The organism is Pseudomonas syringae pv. cilantro (assembly GCF_001293775.1).
GTDB classification, from domain to species: domain Bacteria; phylum Pseudomonadota; class Gammaproteobacteria; order Pseudomonadales; family Pseudomonadaceae; genus Aquipseudomonas; species Aquipseudomonas syringae_P.
Genome location: NZ_LGLN01000065.1, coordinates 172565 through 193956, shown reverse-complemented (window position 1 = coordinate 193956; position 21392 = coordinate 172565). Strand labels below are relative to the sequence as shown.

Annotated in this window: 22 protein-coding genes; 7 read left to right on the top strand and 15 right to left on the bottom strand. The window is 61.0% G+C overall.

Going from position 1 to position 21392, the window contains the following annotated elements; all coding sequences use genetic code 11:
- Positions 1-9: 9 nt before the first annotated feature.
- On the bottom strand, positions 10-1398 hold the full coding sequence (locus ABJ99_RS16415) for a heavy metal sensor histidine kinase (RefSeq protein ID WP_054086704.1): 1389 nt from the start codon (positions 1396-1398) through the stop codon (positions 10-12).
- Positions 1377-2066 carry a heavy metal response regulator transcription factor gene (locus tag ABJ99_RS16410; protein WP_054086703.1) on the bottom strand — a complete coding sequence of 230 codons (690 nt, stop codon included), beginning with the start codon at positions 2064-2066 and terminating at the stop codon, positions 1377-1379. Before ABJ99_RS16410 ends, ABJ99_RS16415 begins: the two co-directional genes overlap by 22 nt.
- Positions 2067-2236: 170 nt before the next feature.
- On the opposite strand from ABJ99_RS16410, the gene ABJ99_RS16405 reads away from it, so the two are divergent.
- The 3 genes from ABJ99_RS16405 (at position 2237) to ABJ99_RS16395 (ending at position 4314) form a co-directional block, all read left to right on the top strand.
- The gene (locus ABJ99_RS16405; protein WP_007251187.1) at positions 2237-2842 is read left to right on the top strand and encodes a hypothetical protein; all 606 of its coding nucleotides are present in this window, start codon (positions 2237-2239) and stop codon (positions 2840-2842) included.
- 84 nt (positions 2843-2926) lie between these two features.
- Positions 2927-3547: a cytochrome b/b6 domain-containing protein gene (locus ABJ99_RS16400; RefSeq protein ID WP_054086702.1), complete on the top strand. Its 621-nt coding sequence runs from the start codon at positions 2927-2929 to the stop codon at positions 3545-3547.
- Positions 3544-4314 carry a molybdopterin-dependent oxidoreductase gene (locus ABJ99_RS16395; protein WP_054086701.1) on the top strand — a complete coding sequence of 257 codons (771 nt, stop codon included), beginning with the start codon at positions 3544-3546 and terminating at the stop codon, positions 4312-4314. Before ABJ99_RS16400 ends, ABJ99_RS16395 begins: the two co-directional genes overlap by 4 nt.
- A 298-nt stretch (positions 4315-4612) precedes the next feature.
- Here the strand turns inward: ABJ99_RS16395 and efeO (ABJ99_RS16390) are convergent, their stop codons facing one another.
- The 5 genes from efeO (ABJ99_RS16390) to ABJ99_RS28330 all read right to left on the bottom strand — a co-directional run bounded on the left by efeO (ABJ99_RS16390) (position 4613) and on the right by ABJ99_RS28330 (position 9113).
- On the bottom strand, positions 4613-5437 hold the full coding sequence (efeO, locus tag ABJ99_RS16390) for an iron uptake system protein EfeO (protein WP_054086700.1): 825 nt from the start codon (positions 5435-5437) through the stop codon (positions 4613-4615).
- A 29-nt stretch (positions 5438-5466) separates the two neighbouring features.
- Positions 5467-6789 carry an iron uptake transporter deferrochelatase/peroxidase subunit gene (gene efeB, locus ABJ99_RS16385; RefSeq protein ID WP_054086699.1) on the bottom strand — a complete coding sequence of 441 codons (1323 nt, stop codon included), beginning with the start codon at positions 6787-6789 and terminating at the stop codon, positions 5467-5469.
- A 24-nt stretch (positions 6790-6813) separates the two neighbouring features.
- Positions 6814-8022, bottom strand: coding sequence for an iron uptake system protein EfeO (gene efeO, locus ABJ99_RS16380; RefSeq protein WP_054086698.1), 1209 nt, complete (start codon positions 8020-8022; stop codon positions 6814-6816).
- Between the two features lie 8 nt (positions 8023-8030).
- A complete protein-coding gene (gene efeU / locus ABJ99_RS16375; RefSeq protein WP_054086697.1) occupies positions 8031-8885 on the bottom strand; it encodes an iron uptake transporter permease EfeU in 855 nt (284 codons plus the stop codon).
- Positions 8886-8963: 78 nt separating this feature from the next.
- The gene (locus tag ABJ99_RS28330; protein WP_154864440.1) at positions 8964-9113 is read right to left on the bottom strand and encodes a hypothetical protein; all 150 of its coding nucleotides are present in this window, start codon (positions 9111-9113) and stop codon (positions 8964-8966) included.
- Between the two features lie 51 nt (positions 9114-9164).
- Between ABJ99_RS28330 and ABJ99_RS16370 the strand changes: the two genes are divergently transcribed.
- Positions 9165-9863, top strand: coding sequence for a DNA-3-methyladenine glycosylase family protein (locus ABJ99_RS16370; protein ID WP_080378182.1), 699 nt, complete (start codon positions 9165-9167; stop codon positions 9861-9863).
- Between the two features lie 69 nt (positions 9864-9932).
- A complete protein-coding gene (gene ada / locus ABJ99_RS16365) occupies positions 9933-11045 on the top strand; it encodes a bifunctional DNA-binding transcriptional regulator/O6-methylguanine-DNA methyltransferase Ada (RefSeq protein WP_054086696.1) in 1113 nt (370 codons plus the stop codon).
- On the opposite strand, the gene ampC is transcribed toward ada, so the two are convergent.
- Positions 11038-12189 carry a class C beta-lactamase gene (gene ampC, locus ABJ99_RS16360; RefSeq protein WP_054086695.1) on the bottom strand — a complete coding sequence of 384 codons (1152 nt, stop codon included), beginning with the start codon at positions 12187-12189 and terminating at the stop codon, positions 11038-11040. The genes ada and ampC overlap by 8 nt on opposite strands.
- A 140-nt stretch (positions 12190-12329) precedes the next feature.
- Here ampC and ABJ99_RS16355 point away from each other — a divergent pair, with 140 nt between their 5' ends.
- Together ABJ99_RS16355 and zapE are read left to right on the top strand one after the other, a co-directional pair.
- A complete protein-coding gene (locus ABJ99_RS16355) occupies positions 12330-13775 on the top strand; it encodes a SulP family inorganic anion transporter (protein ID WP_054086694.1) in 1446 nt (481 codons plus the stop codon).
- A gap of 54 nt (positions 13776-13829) precedes the next feature.
- On the top strand, positions 13830-14945 hold the full coding sequence (zapE, locus tag ABJ99_RS16350; protein WP_054086693.1) for a cell division protein ZapE: 1116 nt from the start codon (positions 13830-13832) through the stop codon (positions 14943-14945).
- A gap of 3 nt (positions 14946-14948) precedes the next feature.
- On the opposite strand, the gene rarD is transcribed toward zapE, so the two are convergent.
- The 7 genes from rarD to ABJ99_RS16315 form a co-directional block, all read right to left on the bottom strand.
- Positions 14949-15833 carry an EamA family transporter RarD gene (gene rarD, locus ABJ99_RS16345; RefSeq protein ID WP_054086692.1) on the bottom strand — a complete coding sequence of 295 codons (885 nt, stop codon included), beginning with the start codon at positions 15831-15833 and terminating at the stop codon, positions 14949-14951.
- Between the two features lie 136 nt (positions 15834-15969).
- Positions 15970-16626 (bottom strand): HAD family hydrolase, encoded by a 657-nt coding sequence (locus tag ABJ99_RS16340; protein ID WP_054086691.1) that lies wholly within the window; start codon positions 16624-16626, stop codon positions 15970-15972.
- A gap of 6 nt (positions 16627-16632) precedes the next feature.
- The gene (locus ABJ99_RS16335; RefSeq protein WP_054086690.1) at positions 16633-17862 is read right to left on the bottom strand and encodes an MFS transporter; all 1230 of its coding nucleotides are present in this window, start codon (positions 17860-17862) and stop codon (positions 16633-16635) included.
- Positions 17859-18773: an ABC transporter substrate-binding protein gene (locus ABJ99_RS16330; protein ID WP_054086689.1), complete on the bottom strand. Its 915-nt coding sequence runs from the start codon at positions 18771-18773 to the stop codon at positions 17859-17861. The genes ABJ99_RS16335 and ABJ99_RS16330 overlap by 4 nt, the downstream gene beginning before the upstream one ends.
- A gap of 8 nt (positions 18774-18781) precedes the next feature.
- Positions 18782-19378, bottom strand: a complete 597-nt coding sequence (gene nudK / locus ABJ99_RS16325; protein WP_054086688.1) for a GDP-mannose pyrophosphatase NudK — start codon at positions 19376-19378, stop codon at positions 18782-18784.
- Positions 19375-20283: an S-methyl-5'-thioadenosine phosphorylase gene (gene mtnP / locus ABJ99_RS16320; protein ID WP_054086687.1), complete on the bottom strand. Its 909-nt coding sequence runs from the start codon at positions 20281-20283 to the stop codon at positions 19375-19377. The genes nudK and mtnP overlap by 4 nt, the downstream gene beginning before the upstream one ends.
- The gene (locus tag ABJ99_RS16315; RefSeq protein WP_054086686.1) at positions 20280-21392 is read right to left on the bottom strand and encodes a fatty acid desaturase family protein; all 1113 of its coding nucleotides are present in this window, start codon (positions 21390-21392) and stop codon (positions 20280-20282) included. Before ABJ99_RS16315 ends, mtnP begins: the two co-directional genes overlap by 4 nt.

The following is a 21392-nucleotide window of genomic DNA, read 5'->3' as shown; positions in this document are numbered from 1 at the left end:
CCGTACGCTTCACGCCGCTGGAAAGATCAGGCTGAAGCAGATGCTGCCAGCGGCGGGTTGAGCGACTTCGACCCGACCGCCATGCAAATGCATGATCGCCGTGACAATCGCCAGACCCAGGCCATTGGAGTCCGAACTTTCATGGCGCGAAGCGTCGGCCCGGTAGAAACGGTCGAACAGCCGGGCAAGGGTGGCCTCCGGTAGCACGGGCCCCCGGTTTTGCACATCGATTCTCCAGTGTCGATCCACCGCCGCGACACGCAGCTGAATCTCACTGTCTTGATCCGCATAGCGAATGGCGTTGGCCACCAGATTGCTTAGCGCGCGGCGCAGCAGGATCGGGTCGGCCCGCAACGTGCCGTGCCCATGGGTGCTCAGTGTCAGGTTGCGCTCTTCCGCCAGCCCTTCGAAATAGCCTGCCACTCGCTGCAGCTCATCGTGCAGGTCCAGTGACTGACGTTCCAGCGCAGCCTGGGCTTCGTCTGCTCGCGCCAGAAACAGGATGCTTTCCACCAGCCGCGAGATGCGCTCCAGTTCTTCCAGATTCGACGCCAGCAGCGCCTGGTATTCATCGACGCTGCGGTTCTGCCTCAGGGCAACCTGGCAATGGCCCATTAGCGAACCGACCGGGGTGCGAATCTCGTGGGCGAGGTCGGCGGAAAACTGCATCAGACGTCGATAACCGTCGTCCAGCCGGTCAAGCATGGCATTGAACGCGTCGCTCAGTTGTTGCAGCTCGACCGGCGTATCCCGGCTGTCGAGGCGTTTATGCAGGCTGGCCGGGGTGATCGCCGCCGCGTGCGCGGCCATCCTGCGCAATGGCCGCAGGCCACGTCGCAATAGCACATAACCCAGCGCCGCAGTGATCAGAAACACCAGCGCCACCGCTATATAGATGCGTTGACGAAAGCTGGCGAGCATAGCCATTTCCTTGACCATCAGGTGCGCTGCCTGCAAACGCACCTCGACGCCATTGGACATGACCTGTGCCGCCGCCGCACGCAATGGCACACCTTGCAGGCTCATGCCGCTGCGCAGGTCATCGACTTGCAGCGGCTGGTCCTGCGCCACGGTGGACAGTTCCGGCAACGGCGCGTGTTGCGGGTTGACCGATATCACTGGCTGTTTGCCCGGCTCGCCAATGATGAAGATGTCTTCCTCGCTATCGAGCATGTTCTCGAACAGTTGCGGGCTGCCTTTGAGGGTGTCCAGGCTCAGGTCGTAGCGCAGCAGCTTGCGGAAATGGTCGAGCCGCGCCAGTACTGCGTGGTCGCTGCGTTGCATGACGGTCTGTTCGATGGACTGATACAGGTACAGGCCCGCGCCGCTGACGGTCAGCATCGCCACCAGTGCAAAGGCGAGGGTCGAGCGCAGGGTCAGGGAAGGCTGACGTCGCATGGCCGCACCTCGCACACGTAGCCGATGCCGCGCACCGTATGTATGAGCTTGACCGGGTAGGGCAGGTCGACCTTGCTGCGCAGGCGCTTGATGGCGACGTCCACCACGTTGGTGTCGCTGTCGAAGTTCATGTCCCAGACCTCCGAAGCAATCTGCGCTCTGGACAGCACGTCGCCTTCGCGGCGCAGTAACAGATGCAGCAGGGCGAACTCCTTGTTGGTCAACACGATGACCTGCTGTTGACGCGTCACCCGGCGGCGCAGCAGATCGAGTTCCAGGTCAGCCAGATGAAAATGATCGGCCTCGCGCACCGCGCCACGGCGCAGGATGGTGCGGATGCGCAGCAGCAGTTCAGTGAAGGAAAACGGTTTGACCAGGTAATCGTCTGCGCCCAGCTCCAGACCGCGAATCCGGTCCTGCAACTGGTCGCGGGCGGTCAGAAACAGCACCGGCACGTCCTGCCGGGCGCGCAACACTTCGATGATCTGAAAGCCGTCGATGCCGGGCAGCATCACGTCCAGCACGATCAGGTCATAGCGGTTCTCAAGCGCAAGGTGCAGGCCGTCGGCCCCGTGCTGGGTCCAGTCGACCACGTAGCCGGATTCGCCGAGGCCCTTCTTCAGGTATTCGCCGGTCTTGGTGTCGTCTTCAATCAGCAGGATATGCATCGTTTTGTCCGCTACGCTTTTGCAGGCGCCCTCGCTGCGCCGATGCCGGAGTCTAACCAGTTGCCGACAAGGTGTCCGGCGAATGACAAAAATGTCATTGCCCGGTCATTTTGCGGTGCCGGTAGCGGTGCAAGGATGGCCTTCAGATCTCAACTGCCAAGGAAGTACTGATGAAGACTGCACTCTCCACCACGTTTGGCCTGCTGTTGCTCAGCGCCGCTGTCATGACCCAGGCTGCCGATATGCCTGTGGTCAAGCCGATGCGCGGGACCGTCGACAGCCTGCAGGCCGACACCCTCAATTTCACCACCCGGGCGGGCCAGCACCAGAGTATTCAACTGACCGACAAAACCGGCATCCGCCTGGTGTCCAAGGCTGATCTGGAGTCGATCAAGGCCGACAGCTTTGTCGGCTCGGCGGCTATCCCACAGGCTGACGGCACCCTGAAAGCGCTGGAAGTCACCGTTTTCGAGCCGAGCCTGAAGGGCAGCGGTGAGGGTCACTACGGCTGGGAAAATGCCGACGGCACTACCGGCACCATGACTAATGGCACCGTGGGCACGCTGTCCAAGGCCAATGGCCGTACCTTGACGGTTCAGTACAAGGGTGGCGAGAAGCAACTGGTGGTGCCGGAAGACGTGCCGATTGCCTACGTTGAACCAGGCCAGCGCAGCGAGCTGAAAGCCGGTGCCAAAGTCGTGCTGTTCCCGGCTGACGACGGTAAGTCGGCACGCGGTGTGGCAGTCGGTAAGGACGGTTTCACCCCGCCGATGTAATTGCAGCCGACAGCGTGACGGCAGGCGGCGCTGGTCGCCTGCCCGCGCACAGTGCGGCTACGCTTGATTCAGAGGGATCTCGACATGAAAACCCGTCCCATTCATCCATGGCCGGTGCGTCTGACTCATTGGGTCAACGCGGTGGGCATGGTCTGCATGTTCATGAGCGGTTGGGCTATCTATAACGCATCGCCATTGATGCCATTCACGTTCCCCAAATTTCTGACACTCGGCGGCTGGCTGGGCGGTTCCATTGCCTGGCATTTCGCGGTGATGTGGCTGTTGGTCATCAATGGCCTGATTTATGTGCTGTATGGCGTGTTCAGTCGCCATTTCAAGCATGATCTGCTGCCTGTCCGGCCGTCCGAGGTGAAGCGTGACATGAGTGATGCACTGCATTTTCGCCTGGCCCACGTCAAAGGTCAGTACAACGCCGTGCAACGTCTGATGTACTGGCTGGTGCTGATCATGGGCGTACTGGTCGTGGTGTCCGGGCTGGCCATCTGGAAACCGGTGCAATTCCAGGGGCTGGTTGCTTTGCTGGGTGGTTTTGATTTTGCCCGCTGGGTGCATTTTGGCGCGATGGCGGCGATCGGCGCGTTTGTCGTGGTTCACCTGGTGTTGGTCGTGCTGGTGCCCAGTACCTTGTTACCGATGATTACCGGCGGTCGCCAGCCGAACGATGATGGAACGGCCAAACCATGAACGAACCTCGTAATCGCATCACTCAGCGCATCCGTCTGGAACCCGCGCAGCAAAGCCAGTTGATCGATATTCAGCGACGCTCGTTTCTGCGTGCCGGGCTGACCGTGGGGGCGATGTCGATGCTGACCGGCTGTAACCTGCAGGACGGCGATCAGGTCGATAAAGTGCTGTGGGCCATGTCGCGCTGGAACGACCGGGTTCAGGCCTGGCTGTTCAGCGGCCAGAAACTGGCCCCGACCTACAGCAAGGCGCAGTTGACCAATCCGTTCCCGTTCAATGCGTTCTACCCCGAGTACAACGTGCCCGAACTGGAACTCGCCGATTACCGGCTGGCGGTATCCGGACTGGTGCGCGACAAGCAGCCGTGGACGCTGGAAGCATTGCGCAAATTGCCACAACGCACCGACATCACGCGACTGATCTGTATCGAAGGCTGGAGCGCGGTAGGGCAGTGGGGCGGCGTGCCGCTGAAGACATTTCTCGAGTACATCGGTGCTGACACCACCGCGCGTTTCGTCGGTTTCAAATGCGCCGACCGCTACTACTCGAGCCTGGACATGCCCACCGCGCTGCATCCGCAGACCCTGCTGGCACTGGACTTCGGCGAAGTCGCCCTGCCACCGGACTACGGCTACCCGCTACGCGTGCGGGTGCCGACCAAGCTGGGCTTCAAGAACCCCAAGCACATCGTCGAGATCTTCGTCAGCAACGAAAACCCCGGCGGGTACTGGGAGGATCAGGGCTACAACTGGTTCAGCGGTATCTAGGAGCGCACCGGGCGACGCTTCGCTTTTGTGAGAGCAGACCGGGCGACGCTACGCTTTTGTGAGAGCAGACCGGNGGCGACGCTACGCTTGTGTGGGAGCAGACCGGGCGACGCTTCGCTTTTGTGGGAGCGGACTTGTCCGCGAAAGGGCCGATACATCCTCCGAAAATATATCGTCTGAACTACCGTCTTCGCGGACAAGTCCGCTCCCACAAAGGTGGACTGCCCCCCGAAAGCATTGTTTTTGGAGACGCTTCGCGTGTCCGCGAACTGCCGGGAACCGGCAGCAAAACGTCAGCTCAATTCAAGCCCAGTTTGCCGCGCAGGGTCGAGAGGTCTTCGGCCAGGGTGTTGACCGGGCCGACCAGGGCTTTGCGGTCGTTTTCCTTGACCTTGTCGTAGGTCTCGAAGCCGCCGTCCGTGGTCTTGTACTTGGCGAGGATTTTTTCCACGCTGGCGAAGTTCTTGTCGACTTTGGCGCTGAAGGCCTTGTCCTGCTGCTCTATCTGCGGACGAAACAGGTCGACGATTTTCTTCGCGCCGTCGATGTTGCCCTGGAAGTCATACAGGTCGGTGTGGCTGTAACGGTCTTCTTCACCGGAAATCTTGGTCGCGGCCACTTCTTCCAGCAGGGTTGCCGCGCCGCCAACGACTTTTTCAGGCGGGAAGGTCAGCTCGGCCACGCGCTTTTCCAGGTCCTTGACGTCGCTCATCAGCTTGTCGGCAATCGGACCCTGGTCCTTGGTGCTGTTCTGCGAGAACAGCGCGTATTCCAGACGATGGAAACCGGTGAAGTCTTCGGCCGTCACGCCTTGCTCGTGGTCGTCGACGCGCGAGTCGATGGACGCATCCAGGTCACTGAACAGCTCGGCAATCGGCTCGACCGACTCGTAATAAACACGAGTCGGGGCGTAGAGTTTTTTAGCTGTTGCGATGTCGCCTTTCTTTACCGCATCGGTGAATTTCTGGGTGTGACTGACCAGTTCTTCGATGTTTTCGGTCACGTAAATCTTGTAATCCGATACCGGGCCCACCAAGTCCAGTGGTGCGGTGGCGGCGAAGGCGGCCAGCGGGGTCTGAAGCAGGCCAAGTGTCAGGAGCAGAGCCATAGGCGTTTTTTTCATGCGTGTCTTCCGGGTCAGGAGTGGATAGGTCATGCGGTTTGCCGGGTCGATGCAGCCGCCAGCAGCGAGCGGCCGATGAAATCCTGTTCGCCGGTAACTCCCGGCAGGGTGAAGAAATAGCCGCCGCCGACCGGCTTGAGGTATTCCTCCAGCGGTTCGCCATTGAGACGGGTCTGTACCGTGATAAAGCCTTTTTCCAGATCGGCCTGATAGCAGATGAACAGCAGGCCCATGTCCAGCTGGCCGTTCTTGTTCACCCCGTTGGAGTAGTTGAACGGGCGGCGCAGGATCAGGTTGCGCTGGGTCTCGGCGGTACGCGGGTTGGCCAGACGGATGTGCGAATCGAGTCGGGTTTTCTTGCCCTCCGGATCAGCCGCATAGTTCGGCACGTCAGTCTCGACCTTGCCGTCCATGGGCGCGCCGGTGGTTTTGCTGCGGCCGAAAATCGATTCCTGTTCCTGCAGCGGCGTTCGGTCCCAGCGCTCGACGAAGTTGCGGATGATGCGCACCGCCTGATAGCTGCCGTTGGCCGCCCAGGCCGGTTCGTCGCTGCCCGGTTGCACCCAGACCAGTTCGTTCATGGTCTTCTGGTTGTTGGAATCCGGGTTCGCCGAGCCATCGCGGAAGCCCAGAAAATTGCGCGCGCTTTCGGGCGGCTGGCCAGGTTTTTTCGGCGCCTGAGGCGGCACGCTGCCTTCCTGCTTCCAGCGCACCAGCAGCAGGTCAGGCAGGTTTTTGACGATGTCGCGCAGGGCGTGAATGTTGCTGTCGGCGCTGTTGGCGCAGAACTGGATACTCAGGTCGCCATGGCAACTGGCCGGGTCCAGCGCATCGTTGGGAAAGCCGGTCATGCGGCTCAGACGCTTGGGTTTCACCGAGGCCAGACCGAAGCGCTCATCGAACAGCGATTCGCCCACCGACACGGTGATGGTCAGGTTATCCGGAGTGACGACCGGGCCTAGGATGCCTGAATCCAGCGGCGGCAGTTTCGGATCGACTTCCGGCACCGGCCCGCCGGTCATCAGAAAGGCGATGCGCTCGTTAAGCGTGCGCAACAGGCGCTCAAGGTCATCGCGGTCGGCGGCCAGCACGTCGAAGGCCACCAGCATGCCAGCGGCCGGGCGCGGGTTGACGATGCCGGTCTGATGCACGCCGTAATAGATGTTGCGATCCTGGGTTTTTTCGCTGTTCGGCGCTTCTGCGACTTGCGCGGGCGTTGCGGCAAGCGCGTTGCCACTCAGGCTGCTGCCAGCCAGCGCCGCACCGGCAGCACCGAGCCCCATCAGGACTCGGCGACGCTGCAGGGAGGCAGGGGCGTTGGTGGCGTCTGGATTGCTGTCTGGGGTTTTCATCGTGGTGTGCTGTGCTCCAGTGGATCAGAGGTCAGAAAGGCCAAGAGCCGAATCGATGTCGCCGAGTGCGTCAGCCAGTGCGCCAGCCTTGGCCGCGATTTGCTGACGTTGCGCTGCGTCCACCTGGTCGTAAGGGCGGTAGCCGTCCGCGGTGCTGAGTGCATTGAGGGTGGTGTCCAGGTCGGCGGTTGCCACATCGATCCTCTGCAACAGATCGCCCGCGCTACGGGTCAGCAGTGGACGCAGCAGATCGACAATCTTGCGCGTGCCGTCCAGATTGGCAGCGAAGCCGTTGAGGTCGCTGTGGCTGTAGCGCTCTTCTTCGCCATTGCTGCGCACGTCCGCCAGGCCGCGCATTGTGCGAGTGGCGATGGCGGGCAGTTGGTCAGGTGTCAGCGATTGCGCCATCAACTGTTTCTTGAGCTGGGTGACATCGGTTTGCAGGCGCTGGGCGACGGGCGACAGGCCCTCGACGCTGTGTTGTTCGAACAGCGCGTACTCAATGCGGTGGAAGCCGGTAAAGCCCGGATCCTGCTCACGCTTCTCGTAATAATCGGCGCGGGCGTTGATGGCATTGTCCAGTTCCGACAAGCGCTGTGCCGCAGGTGCAATGCGCTGATAAACCGCGCGGGCGGGCAGGTAGGCCGTCTGCGCAGCGCTCAGGTCGCCGCTGTCGATGGCCTCTTGCAACGCGGTCACGGCCTTGATCAGTGCCGAACCTTGCAGGCTCAGGTACACCCGGTATTCGGAAAGCGGGCCGACGAATGCGGTCATCGACGGGCGTGCCTTGGCTTTGGCGTCGGACTCGGCGGTCGGCGTGACGTGCAAAGTGCCACGCGGGTTGCTGAGCAGGCCGCAGGTAATGGCGTAATCGCCGGGTGCCAGATTGGCGTTGATCACCTGGCTCAGGCCCGGCGCGATGTTTTCTCGCTCCTCGATCACCAGCACGCCGTCGAGAATCTCCCATTCGACGGCCCGTTCGGAGCGGTTGACGATACGAAAGGCGTTCTTGCCTGCCGCCACGGTCAGGGCGTTCGGTTCGCAATTGTGCGCGTGAATATTGACCACGGTTTCAGTGCCGGCATTGGCCGCGCGTTTCTTGGCGGCCACTTGCGAGGCGTAATAGAATAGCCCGCCTGCGGCAATCATCAGGATCACAGAGCCTGCGACTGCCAATCGCAGGGCACGGGGCGGCCGGGCTTTCTCGGAAAGCCCTGAGGGACGGTTAGACATGAGTGCCCTTATTCGTTTGTAGCGGAAGATGGGTTTGACTGAAGCGGTTTGCCGGCTTTCGGGGTGTGCGGCATGAAAAACAGCACCAGCGCCCCGATCAGGTAAATCAGATAAACGCTCAGCGTGCTGACCGTCGGCGCGTCCTGATAGCCGAACATCCCGGCGAGTAGCGAGCCGACCGGCCCGTCCATCGGCAGCAGCGCGCTGATGTCGAAGACCACGCCTTGCAGATGGTTCCACACGCCGGCCTCGTGCAGTGCTTGCACGGAGTTGGCGAGGATGCCCGCCGCCACCACCAGAATGAACAGCCCGGTCCAGCGGAAGAACAGACCCAGATTCAGGCGCATGCTGCCGCTGTAAATCGCCACGCCAAAGCCTACGGCCAGCAACAGGCCGAGCAGGGCACCCAGCGGCGCGCCCGAGCCTTCGCTTTGCTGAAATACAGCAAGCAGAAAAAATACGGTTTCCAGCCCTTCGCGGGCCACGGCAAAAAACACCATGGCGATCAGCGCGTAAGTCTGGTTTTTCGAGCCGGCGAGGGCGGCGTCCAGCGATTCGTGCAGCGCGTGCTTGATCGAGCGCGCCACTTTGCGCATCCAGAACACCATCGAACTGAGAATGCCTACCGCGATCAGGCCGACGATGCCTTCGAACAACTCCTGCTGCTTTTGCGGAAATTCGGCGCTCATCAGCTCCAGCCCGCCACCGACGAACAGCGATAGCGCTGCGGCTAGAAACACGCCGATCCACACCGCAGGCATCCACTCGCCGCGACCGGTCTGTTTCAGGTAGCTGGCGATGATGCCAACAATAAGCGCAGCTTCGATGCCTTCGCGCAGCATGATCAAAAACGGAACGAGCATATCCCACCGGGTCGAGACTGAAGAGTGAGCGTGGTTCGACGAGCAATCAGCCGGAAACACTGCGTAACATAATGATACTCATTCTTGAATGCGGGTAGTTGTTTTTGGTCTGCTTGTGGTTTTTGGCAGGTTGTTCAGGCGAGGTTCAGCTGGCCGATCTCCAGGCCTGGCAATTTTTTCGGGCACTTTTTCAGTGCTCTTTGCGGGATCTTCGTTGAAGTTGGGCATGATGTATTACCGGGTGAGTGCGTCGTTCGCCTCAATTCATTTGGAAATCCGATGTCAGCAGAATCAGACACCTTTGGCAGCGACTGCAACCAGTACACTGGTCAGACCGAGGCGGCTCATGCCCAGGCCGTCGAATCGCTCAGGGCCATCGACAGGCATTGGCAGTTACTGATCGAGCACGTTGGTCCTTGTCTGCATCCGGTTACGGCGGCGCAGGATCCGTTTCAGGCGCTGGTCAAGGCCGTTGCCTATCAGCAATTGCACGCCAAGGCGGGTGATGCGATGGTCATGAGGCTGCGTGCTCTGTTTGCCGACGAGCGTTTTCCGGACGCTCAGTCGCTGGCAGTGCTGGATGATCAGGCACTGCGATCCTGTGGTTTTTCGGCGTCGAAATGCCGGGCGATCAAAGCAATTGCCGCTGCACGGGTGGACGGTCTTGTGCCAGACGTCAGTGCTGCGCTGGCGATGAGCAATGAAGAACTCGTCGAGCGCCTTATCCAGTTGCCGGGGGTAGGGCGCTGGACGGTGGAGATGATGCTCATCTATGGGCTTGGTCAACGGGATGTCATGCCTGCCAGCGACTTCGGCGTGTGCGAAGGCTATCGGCGACTGTATGCTCTTGAACTCAAACCGCGTCACCAGGAAATGAGCCGGCTTGCCGAGCGCTTTGCGCCGTACCGAACAATCGCTGCCTGGTATTTATGGCGAGTACCGACGGACTTCAGCGAAAACAATGCTTCACGAATTTGAAAGCAAGACCCGGAGTGTTTACCGGTGCCCATCGCGATAGGCTCAGCGAAACTCAAGGCAGGGCAACACATGAACAGCACCCAAGGCCCGACGCCAGAGCAGACCCTGCGCACTGAAGACGATCCACGCTGGAATATTCTGCTCAAGCGCCGTTCGAATCCGGATTCAGAAGTGTGCGCTGGCTTTGTCTACGCTGTGCGGACGACCGGTGTCTATTGCACACCCGGCAGCCCGAGCAGGCTTCCGCGTCCGGAAAACGTCGTTTTTTTTGACAGCGCCAGCCAGGCCGAAGCCGCCGGTTTTCGGCCCTCCAGGCGCGGTGCTCATGATCAGCAAAGCGTCGGCCTCAAGCATGCGGCGGTGGTCTCTGCAGCCTGCAGAGCGATAGATGCCTGCGATTCGATGCCCAACCTCGCGGAGCTCGCAAAAAAGGTCGGGATGAGCAGTTTTCATTTTCACCGCACCTTCAAGAAGCTGACCGGGCTAACGCCCAAGGCTTATAGCGTCGCTTCAATGCGCTCACGCGTGAAGGTCCGGTTGTCCCATGATGTGACCATTACCAGCGCGCTATACGAGGCGGGCTATAACTCCAACAGCCGGTTCTACGAGGCGTCGCAGAAAATGCTCGGCATGAAACCTTCCGAATACCGGGCGGGCGGCGCCAACGTCGATATCCGCTTCGCATTGGGCGAAAGTTCGCTGGGGTCGATTCTGGTGGCCACCAGCAGCAAAGGCATCTGCGCCATTTCGCTCGGTGATGATCCCGGCGCGTTGATCGAACGCTTTCAGGACCAATTCCCCAACGCCAATCTGATTGGTGGTGACGCGCAGTTTGAAGCATTGATCGCGACGGTTGTGGGTTTTGTCGAATCGCCCGCCACCGGCCTTGCACTGCCGCTGGATATTCGCGGCACGGTGTTTCAGGAGAGGGTCTGGCAGGCGCTCAGAGACATCCCGGCCGGATCGACCGCCACCTACACGGAGATCGCGACTCAGTTAGGCATGCCCAGCGCAGTTCGGGCTGTCGCCAATGCTTGCGGTGCCAACAAGCTCGCTGTCGCCATCCCGTGTCATCGCGTGGTGCGCAGCGATGGCACGTTGTCCGGTTATCGCTGGGGTGTCGAGCGCAAGCGCAAGCTGCTTGAAATCGAATCGGGCGGTGAGCCAGAGCTGTTTAATTGAATGGCGCGGCTTGTTGCAGAATCCGGTAGGCCAGCTTGACCCGCTCTTCGTTCGGGTAGTTTTTGTTGGCCAGAATCACAATGCCGAGCTGCTTCTCCGGTATGAACGCCACGTAACCGCCAAAACCGTTGGTTGAACCGGTTTTGTTGATCCAGGCGGCAGTCTGCGCGGCCTGCGGCGGTTCGATAGCATCGGCTTTGATGATGTTCAGCATGGCACTGGCGTTGCCCGCAAGCAGCTGTTCCAGGCGAACCGGCATCGGGTACTGTTCCCAGATCAGATCCTGGGTCATGCCGCCGACCTTGAAATAGCCGATTTGTGTGTCGTTGAGGGCTTGTCGCAACGGGGCGTCATAGTGGCCGAGGCCGAAGTTGGCTTCGACGAAGCGGATCAAGTCGCGGCTGCTCGATTTCACGCCGTAGGCTTCAGCTGCCAGCGGACCCGGGTTGACCCTGACCGGTTCGTCGAGCTTGTTGTAGCCCTGCGCATAAAGCGCCTGCTTTTCATCAGGCACCGTGACATACGTGCTGTTCAGGCCCAGCGCCGGAAACAGCCGTTGTTGCAGGGCGTCTTCAAACGGCATCTTCATGCTGCGTGCCGCGACCATGCCGAGCAGCCCTACGCTGGGGTTGGCATACGTGCGGTGAGTACCGGGCAAATACTCGGGCTGCCAGGCTTTGAAATAAGCCATCAACTGGCGAGCGTTCTGCACTTGATCGGGCACCTGAAGCGGGAAGCCGCCCGCCGTGTGCGTGCCGAGATGGAATACCGGCACCTTGCCCAGACGCGTTGCTTGCAACTGCGGAATATAGGTGTCGATGCTTTGCGTCAGTGATAGCTGCCCATTGGCCTGCGCCCAGCTGGCCAGCGTGGCGGTGAAGGTTTTACTGATCGAGCCGAGTTCGAACAGCGTGTCGCTGGACACCGCCTGACCCTTGGCCTTCGAGGTCACGCCGTAGTTGTAAAACTGCTGTTTGCCATTGCGGGTGATGGCGATGGACAGGCCCGCAATCGTGTTTTGCTGCATCACCTTGCCGGCTTCTGTGCGCACGAACGTATCAAAATCGCCTGTTTCGTCCTCGGCACAAGCGATTGAGCTGACCAGCACAAGCCCTGCGCAGAGCAGCATTCCATGGCGTTGCATTCGATAATTCCTTGTTTTATGGGGTGTGCCGATCATCAGGAGCTTATGCAGAAACCCGGCTGCGGTGGTCGGTCGTCAAACGTTTGCGTAATATGCCCCCTTTTTTGCGCTTCCTCCAGGCAGCGCGGCGCAGGTAAACCATGAAAACTATCCGTATGCGTGCCGAAGTGCTGGCCGGGCTCACCACCTCTTTTGCCTTGGTGCCCGAGTGCATTGCCTTTGCGCTGGTCGCCCATCTCAACCCGCTGATGGGGCTCTACGGCGCGTTCATTATCTGCACGCTGACGGCGTTGTTCGGCGGGCGTCCTGGCATGGTCTCGGGTGCAGCCGGTTCGATGGCGGTGGTGATCGTCGCGCTGGTGGTGCAACACGGCGTGCAATACCTGCTGGCGACGGTGCTGCTAGGCGGCCTGATCATGATCCTGTTCGGGCTGTTGCGGCTCGGCAAGCTGGTACGCCTGGTGCCGTATTCAGTGATGCTGGGCTTCGTCAATGGCCTGGCAATCGTGATCGCAATGGCGCAACTGGAGCACTTCAAGGTCGGTGAGGCGTGGCTCAGCGGTACGCCGCTGTACGTGATGCTCGGCCTGGTGGCGCTGACCATGGCAATTGTCTACCTGTTGCCGCGCATAACCCGCGTTGCACCTCCGGCGCTGGTGGCGATCCTCAGTGTCGGCCTGGCGGTGTATCTGCTCGGCCTGCCGACCCGCACGCTGGGCGACATGGCGCACATCGCCGGTGGCCTGCCGGTTTTCGCCCTGCCGGACATTCCATGGAATCTGGAGACGCTGCGCATCATCGCGCCTTACGCCATCCTGATGGCACTGGTTGGTCTGCTGGAAACCCTGCTGACCCTGAACCTCACCGACGAGATCACTGAAACCCGTGGCTACCCGGACCGCGAATGTGTGGCGCTGGGCGCAGCCAATATGGTGTCCGGTGCGTTCGGCGGCATGGGCGGCTGCGCGATGATCGGTCAGACGGTCATCAACCTCAGTTCCGGCGGCCGCGGCCGGGTTTCCGGCGTGGTCGCGGGCATGATGATCCTGATGTTTGTGCTGTTCCTGTCGCCGCTGATCGAGCGTATCCCGCTGGCGGCGCTGGTTGGCGTGATGTTTGTAGTTGCCCAGCAAACCTTCGCTTGGGCATCGTTGCGCGTGCTGCGCAAAGTACCGGTCAACGACGTGCTGGCGATCATTGCCGTGACGGTGGTCACGGTGCTGACCGATCTGGCCACCGCGGTGGTGTTCGGCATTATCATTGCCGCGATCAACTTTGCCTGGCAGCAGGCCCGTGAGCTGTATGCTGACAGCCATATCGAGCCGGACGGCAGCAAGGTTTATCACCTGCACGGCACGCTGTTCTTCGCCTCGACCACGCCTTTTCTGGACCAGTTCAACCCCGCTGAAGACCCTGCGCAAGTGACCCTGGACTGTCGTCACCTGAGCTTTGTCGATTACTCGGCGATTGCTGCGCTGAAAACCTTGCGTGAGCGCTACGCCAAGGCGGGCAAGCATTTGCGGGTGGTGCACTTGTCCGAGCGCTGCAAGCGACTGCTCAAGCGCGCCGGTGTGCAGCACGCTTGATGAACGTTCTCGTATAGGCTGAATCGTGCTCCCTGAACCGAAGGTGTGTGCCTGATGAATGTGCTCTCTCCGCTGGATGCTTACGAACGTGCGGTCCAGCGTGGTTTTCAGCCCGACCAGGCACAGTGGCAGGCCGTTCAGCAGTTGCAGGCGTGTTATATGGCGCTGACTGAGCCTCGCGGTCAGGCGCGCGGCGTCTATCTGTGGGGCCCGGTCGGGCGTGGCAAGACCTGGCTGATGGACCGCTTCTTCGACAGCTTGAGCGTGCCAGCCCGACGGCAGCATTTTCACCACTTCATGCGTTGGGTCCACAAGCGCATGTTCGAACTGATGGGCACGCCCCAGCCGCTGACCGTGGTCGCCAAAGAGCTGGCGCGGGACGTGCGGGTGATGTGTTTCGACGAGCTGTTTGTGACCGACATCGGTGATGCGGTGATCCTCGGCGGCCTGCTGCAAGTGATGTTCGAACAAGGCGTGGTGCTGGTTTGCACCTCCAATCAGCCGCCAGACCAGCTGTACAGTCATGGGCACAATCGCGAGCGCTTTCTGCATGCTGTTGCTGCGATCCACGCGTACATGGATATCGTTGCGGTGGACGGGGGCGAGGATCATCGCCTGCATCCTGGCCAGTTGCATCAGCGTTACTGGATTGCCGAGGCCGGGCGGCCAAGTGCCTTGCAGGGGATATTCGAAGCCTTGAGTGCAGGCCAGCCGGTTCACGATTCGCAGGTTATGCTGGGTTATCGCAGCATCAATGTGGTGCAGCATTCCGACACGGCAGTGTGGTGCCGTTATCGCGACTTGTGCGAGCAACCGCTGGCGGCCATGGACTTCATTGCCCTGTGTGATCGCTTTTCGGTGATTTTGCTCAGCGAAGTGCCGGTTCTGGGCGCCGCACAGCGCGAAGCGAAGATTGCCCGTGGTACCGAGGACGGCGTCGAGCAAGTCACGGCGGGGGATAGGGAACTGCCGCAATTGTCGCCCAACGATGACGGCGTGCGGCGTTTCATCGCGCTGGTGGACGAGTGTTACGACCGACGTATCCCGCTGTACGTCGAAGCGCCGGTGCCGATGGACGAGCTTTACACCCAGGGTTATCTGTCATTTGCCTTCCGCCGCACCCTGAGCCGGCTGCAGGAAATGCAACTGGAGCGCTTCACCGAAGCATGAGGCTCAGCTCGCATCCCGACGACGCTGGGCCAGCATGTGCTTGGCGCCTTCGATCATTAGCACCACGACCGCCAGCCAGATCGGCAGGTAGGTCAGCCATTCATCGCGGCTGATGCTTTCGCCCAGCAGCAAGGCGACCCCAACCAGCAGGATCGGCTCGACATAGCTGAGCAGTCCGAACAGGCTGAACGGCAGCAAGCGGCTGGCGATGATGTAGCTGACCAGCGCCGAGGCACTGATGACCCCGAGCAACGGAATCAACAGATACAGCAGCGGTGTCTGCTCAATCGCCTGCGGGTGCCCGTTGCTGATGAACCACAGGCCGATGGGCAGCATCAGCAGCATGTCAAACCAAAGTCCGCCCAGGTGATCGGTCTTGAGTTTGCGGCGCAACACGAAATACAGCGGGTAGCCGCCCGCGACCAGCAGGGTTTCCCAGGAAAAACTGCCCAGCCGCACTATTTCATGGCCGACCCCGATCATGGCGAACCCGGCGGCGACTTTTTGCAGGTACGAGAGGTGTTCGCCGTACACCAGACGGCCGGTGAAAATCATGCTCAGGGGCAGCAGGAAGTAGCCCAGCGACACCTCCAGACTGCGCCCGTGCAGCGGCGCCCACATGAAGATCAGCAACTGCGCGCCGAGCAGCAGTGACGACAGCAGCAGCCCGAAGATCAGCAGCGGCTGCTGCCGGAGCCGGGCAGCCAGCTCGCGCACGCGCCGCCAGTCACCGCTGATCAGCATGAACAGCGTGGCGCACGGCACGGTGAGCAGCATGCGCCAGCCGAAAATCTCCTCGCCATTCAGCGGGGCCATCAGCGAGGTATAGAAGTACATGACCCCGAACAGCACGGAAGCCAGAACCGACAGCACGACACCTTTGTACACGACCGCCTCTTGAATCGAGTCTGCCCCGGTAGGGAGCAGGCGGCCGCCATTTTAGTGCGCTGGCGTACAAAAAGCTTTAACTCCAGCGATCAAAGGGGCGTGTTGTTCAACGTCTGTCGAGCACGCTGTTACTGCCTCAGTCAGCCTTTTGCAGCAACTGCCACAGCGCATCGGCGTTGAAGTCCCGGATCACGTCACGCGCACCCGCCTGTCGAAGCTGATGTTCCTGCAAACCCGACAGCACGCCAAACGTATGGATGCCCGCCGCATGGGCTGACTGCACGCCGGCCAGCGAGTCCTCGAAGGCAATGGCCTGGTCGGCCGTCACGCCCAGCAGCTCCAGCGCCGTGAGGTAGGGCATGGGGTGTGGTTTGCCGCGCTCCAGTTCTCCGCCGATCACGATGGCCTCGAAACGATTCACGATGCCCAGGCCCGTGAGCATGGCCATCGCGTTTTCGCGCGGCGCATTGGTGACGACTGCCGTGCGCAGGCCGGCTTTTTGTGCGTGATCAAGAATGCGCAGCACGCCTGCCACAGGGATCGTCTCACCCAGCTGGGTGCGAAACATTGTTTCCTTCTCTGCAGCCAGACCGGCGTATTGCGAAGCGGGAATATCAGGAAACAGACCGCCAAAAATCATGTCGTCCGGGAAGCCCATCACATGAGCCTTGTAGTACTCGATGTCCATCGACCGATCCCAGCGTGCCAGCAACTGGTTGTAGGCGTTCAAATGCAGTTCATCGGTGTCGATGAGGGTTCCGTCCAGGTCAAACAACAGCGCAGAAAGGGCCATTGATGCTTACTCCTTTGAGTGTGCAGTCGTGCCGCCGAGTGACCAGGTGCCACGCAGGGCAGGCACCAGCGGCAACATGAGAAGGGGGTAGACGATCAACAGGCTGAAGGCGGCTTCAACCCCGATTCGTTCGGACAGTAGCCCGAGTAGAAAGGGTGCCAGCAGCAGCGCCACGCCGACCGCCTGGGATGCCTGGGCGCTGAGCACCGAACTCGCGTCAGGTGCGGCGCGCATGGCAGTGCCCAGAATCAGCGGAAAGAAGTTCCCCAGACAGGCCCCCAGTATGAACGTGAAGATCGCTGTCCCGACAAGTCCCTCGACGGACGACAGCACCAACAGTGTCGCAATGGCGCTCACGGTCACCGTTGTCAGCAGTGCCTGAGGTGAAAACCGGCGCAACGCGTAGCTGCTGGACAGGCGCCCGCAGACTGTGCCGGCAAAATACAGGCTCATCAGCGTCGCGGCGACGGATGCGCTGGTCTGCACGTGGGTCTTGATGTATTCCGCGCCCCAGAACCCGACACCCCATTCCGCCGAGATCCCCAGAATCACCAAAGCCCACAGACTGAGCCGGGTCATGCGCGGTGGGTGCCGGGTGTCGGCCGCCATTTTCGAGAGACCAGTCTGGTCGGGGTGTGGTTGATGAATCGTCAGTGGCGCGCAGAACATCATCAGCGCGCATGCACTGACCATCAGAGGAACCATGCGCCACGAAAGCCCGATAGCGGTCACCGCGCCAACCAGCAGCGCACCCGCCAGCACACAGAGCCCGGCGACGATATGCGCTTCTACCAGTTTCGCCGCAGCCTGCTGACGATAGCGCTTGCCGAGCATGGCCTGGCCGACGGCCATGACCAGCCCGCCTGACAAACCCATGAGCACACTGCCAGGCAGGGTCATCGGCAGGCCGCCGGCAATGGCAAAAAGTCCGCTTGCCAAGGCCACCGAGGCTACCGCGATGCGCCCCGTTCCGACAGGCAGTTGCCGTCGCTCCAGCCAGCGCCACGGAATGCCGATCAACACCAGCCCCAGCGCATAGGCAGTGAAATGCAGGCCGGTCCAGCGCAGATCCAGGTCAAATTCAGCCCGCAGAAACGGCATCAAGGGCCCGAGCATGCCTTGTTGAGCACCGAACAGCCCGAACATAAGGTAGATCGACCAAGGCCGCCGCTCGGTTGCCGTTTCCAGGGCTGCCGAGGCGGACTGTGTCGATTCGTCGTGAGCCATGTCGGTCATAGGTCCGCCTGGGTGTCGAACAGTGAATGCCATCGTGTGCAGCGAGAAACCTTGGCGTGACCGGCCTGGCTGGCGTCCAGAGATTGCAGATCGGCCGTCGCCAGCGTATCGCTCGACACGCCGCCCACCACGACCTTGCCATAGCGTCGGCTGACGGCCGCTGCGTCCGGTGACAACATCCATCCGAGTGCCTGTAGCGCCTCGTTTGTTTTTTGTGAACCGGCGCGGCAACCGAAGACTTCGAACTCGTAACGGCGTGCGTCAGTGGGTACGCACCAGTGCAGGGCGGGATGCTGCGCCGCCGCGCGCGTGGCGGCCGTCGAGACACTGATGCCGACCCATGCATGGCCTTCGAGCACGGCCTCTATGGGCGCAGTCGAAGATCCGCTGATCAAGGGGCGCAGTTGTGCAACCTGAGCCAGCATCTCCCAGGCCCTTTCGCCATAGTGCTCCAGCAATGCGCTCAGGTGCAGATAGCCTGCGCCAGAGCGCCCCGGATCCGGCATGGCGATGCGCTGCGACCATGCCGGTGTGCAGAGTGCTTCCCAGCACAGCGGTGGCGTCAGACCTTGTGCCGCGAGCACCGCGGGGTCGTAGCAAAAGGCGGGCACGAAGCCTGACGGGCTGAACCAGCGGCGATCCGTTGCGACCGCTTCTGAAGGCAGTGCCGAGCAATCGAGTGCGTCAAGAACCCGTAACTGTGAGGCCAGTGCAGGGTCAAGCATGGCCGTTGCGGCTGTTCCCAACAGCAGATCCCATTCACCGGCCGTGCCGGTGATCACCCGTTCGATCAATTCTGAAGTGGACCAGCGTGAGAGGCGCACGGGCACCCCGGTGTGCGCGCTGATGCCGGCCACGAACTCGGCGAGTTCGGCGTGTTCCATCGAGCTGATAGCGATAAGTTCGTCCATGACCGGCTTCAATCCAGTAGTCGATGCAGTTTGGCATATTGCAGCAGCATGATGGTCTTGCCATCGCAGATCTCGCCGGTCTCGATCATCGCCAGCGCTTTGTCCAGCGACAGTTCAAGGACTTCGATTTCTTCGCCTTCGGCCTCCAGGCCACCCCCGGCGCTGTGCTTGTCCTCATCGAAATATTCACCGACAAAAAAGTATAGCCGCTCGGTCACCGATCCCGGGCTCATGAACGCTTCGAACACCTTGCGCACCTCCTGAATGCGATAACCGGTTTCCTCTTCGGTTTCCTTGCGAATACAGGTCTGTGGATCGTCACGATCCAGCAGCCCGGCGCAGGTTTCGACGAGCATGCCGTCGTGTTCGTTGACGAATGCGGGAAACCGGAACTGCCGGGTCAGGACGACGGTCTGTTTCAGCTTGCTGTAGAGCAGAATCGTTGCACCGTTGCCCCGGTCGTAGGTTTCCCGGGTCAGGGTGCGCCAGATGCCGTTGCGCCCCTGAAAGTCGTACGTGGTCTTGCGCAGCACGTACCAGTTGTCCGAAAGCACATCGACCTGTTTGATTCTGACCCGGTCTTTAGTGGTCGCCGCCTGGCTCATGCTTTGGCCCCCAGATGAGTCGCATTGGGAGCGACCGTCAGCAGGCGTGCGATCATTTCCGGGTCGCGATGCTCCGGGGCGGTCATCACCGCAGTGTCCAGCGCGTGATCGCACCCTGATGAGCAGGCACCCTGATGTTCGCCCAGCCGGGTGATGGCTTCAGTGACCAGACGGCGGGTCAGCGTGAGCGTATCGGCCATTCGCTGCGCCACCAGCGTCGCGTTGACCTGTTCGTGAGAGTCGTGCCAGCAATCGAAATCGGTCGGGATGGCTATCATGGCGTAGCAAAGCTCCGCTTCACGCGCCAGCTTGGCTTCTGGCATCGCCGTCATGCCGATCACAGTGCCGCCCCACTGACGGTAGAGGCCGGATTCGGCGCGAGTCGAAAACTGTGGCCCTTCCATGACCACGTACGTGCCACCATTTCGTGCCTGTACGTCGGCGGTCTCTGCTGCGGCTGCCAGGACCGAACGCATGCGCCCGCATACAGGATCGCCAAACGGTACGTGGCCGACCAGTCCCGGACCGAAGAATGTCTTGTCGCGCTTGATGGTTCGGTCGATGAATTGATCGATCAGCACAAAGCTGCCCGGCGGCGCATCGTGGGTCAGGCTGCCCACCGCACTGACCGACAACAGTTGGGTACAGCCGACGCTGCGCAGCGCGGCAATATTGGCCCGCACATTAATGAACGATGGCGGAATCGTGTGTCCTGTACCGTGGCGCTGCACGAAGGCTACCGGCACGCCATTGAGGTTGCCCAGCGTGACGGGCGATGAGGGTTTGCCGAACGCTGTTTCGCACTCGACGAGCTGGATATCCTTCAGGTCGGGCAACTGCTGCAGGCCACTGCCGCCAATTATGCCGATGCGTTGAATCTGCTGATGTGCCGATGGATTGCTCATACGCTGCCTCTCGTCTTCAGGGTGGTTTCTGGATGCCCGGTGCTCACCAGGCGCTCGTACAGTTCGGAAAGCGCCGTCGGTGCGCTGCCGCGACGCAGCAACAGGCCTTCACTGGCATTGCTGCTGTAACGGGGTTCGTGAATCTTCAGGTGTCGGTCTATCGCGGGCAGGTAGTTCCAGCGAACGCCCGGATATAGAGAGTGGGCCAGGTGATAGGCATCCGAGGTCGGCGCGATGAACACGCGGATCAGCCAGCCTGTGAGGCCGAAGTAATCGGTAGGACGTCCGGCCAGGTATTCGAGATCGCGTCGGTCTCTGGACGTTCCTTCGACAAACCAGCGGTGTTCGGTGAGCAGCGATACCCACGCAAACAGCGGGTAAGAGGTCAGCAGCGGGACCAGCCAGGCAAACATCACACCTTTCCAGCCCCCCGCCCAATAGAGCAGGGCTGCGACTGCGAGCAGACAGATCACCCGAACCGCGGTGGTCAGGTGCGAGTGATTGAGCAGGCTGCTGCGCGCCATCGTGACCAGATTGACCCAGGCACCGCGAGGCGTCAGCGGGTACAGCAACAACCCGTAGAACCTGCCCGCAGAGATCCCGGCCACATAGCCGCCGGCATGCACTCGCGCACGGTTGGGGTCCAGGCTCGGATGGTTGGGGTTGCGGTGGTGTTCCAGTGTGTGGGTCTTGTGCCGGCTGCGCATGTCGCGTTTGAAAGCCGGGAATTGATAGAAGACATTGCTCAGCCACCATTGCCATTCATGGTTGGGGCATAACGCGAAATGCACGGCGTTATGCCCGAACTCCTGCAGCGCGCGCAGCCGTCCACCGCTCCATAACACCACCAACAGCCATGCCAGAGGCGATGAATAAAGCGAGGCCAGTAACACGGCGGCGACGATGTCCAGCCATGTCCAGATGAACGGCAGCGGCGCGAACCAGCCGTCCAGCGGTCGGTAATAGTGTTCCTTGCGGTCGGCGAGGCGTGGCACCAGGCGCAACAGTCGCAATATGCGCTGCTTGTCGCGGTAATAAAAAGCCACCATGGCGCGCAACGCCAACGCCGCGGTGATCAGGCTGATCAGGACAAAGTGCGAGGTCGTCAT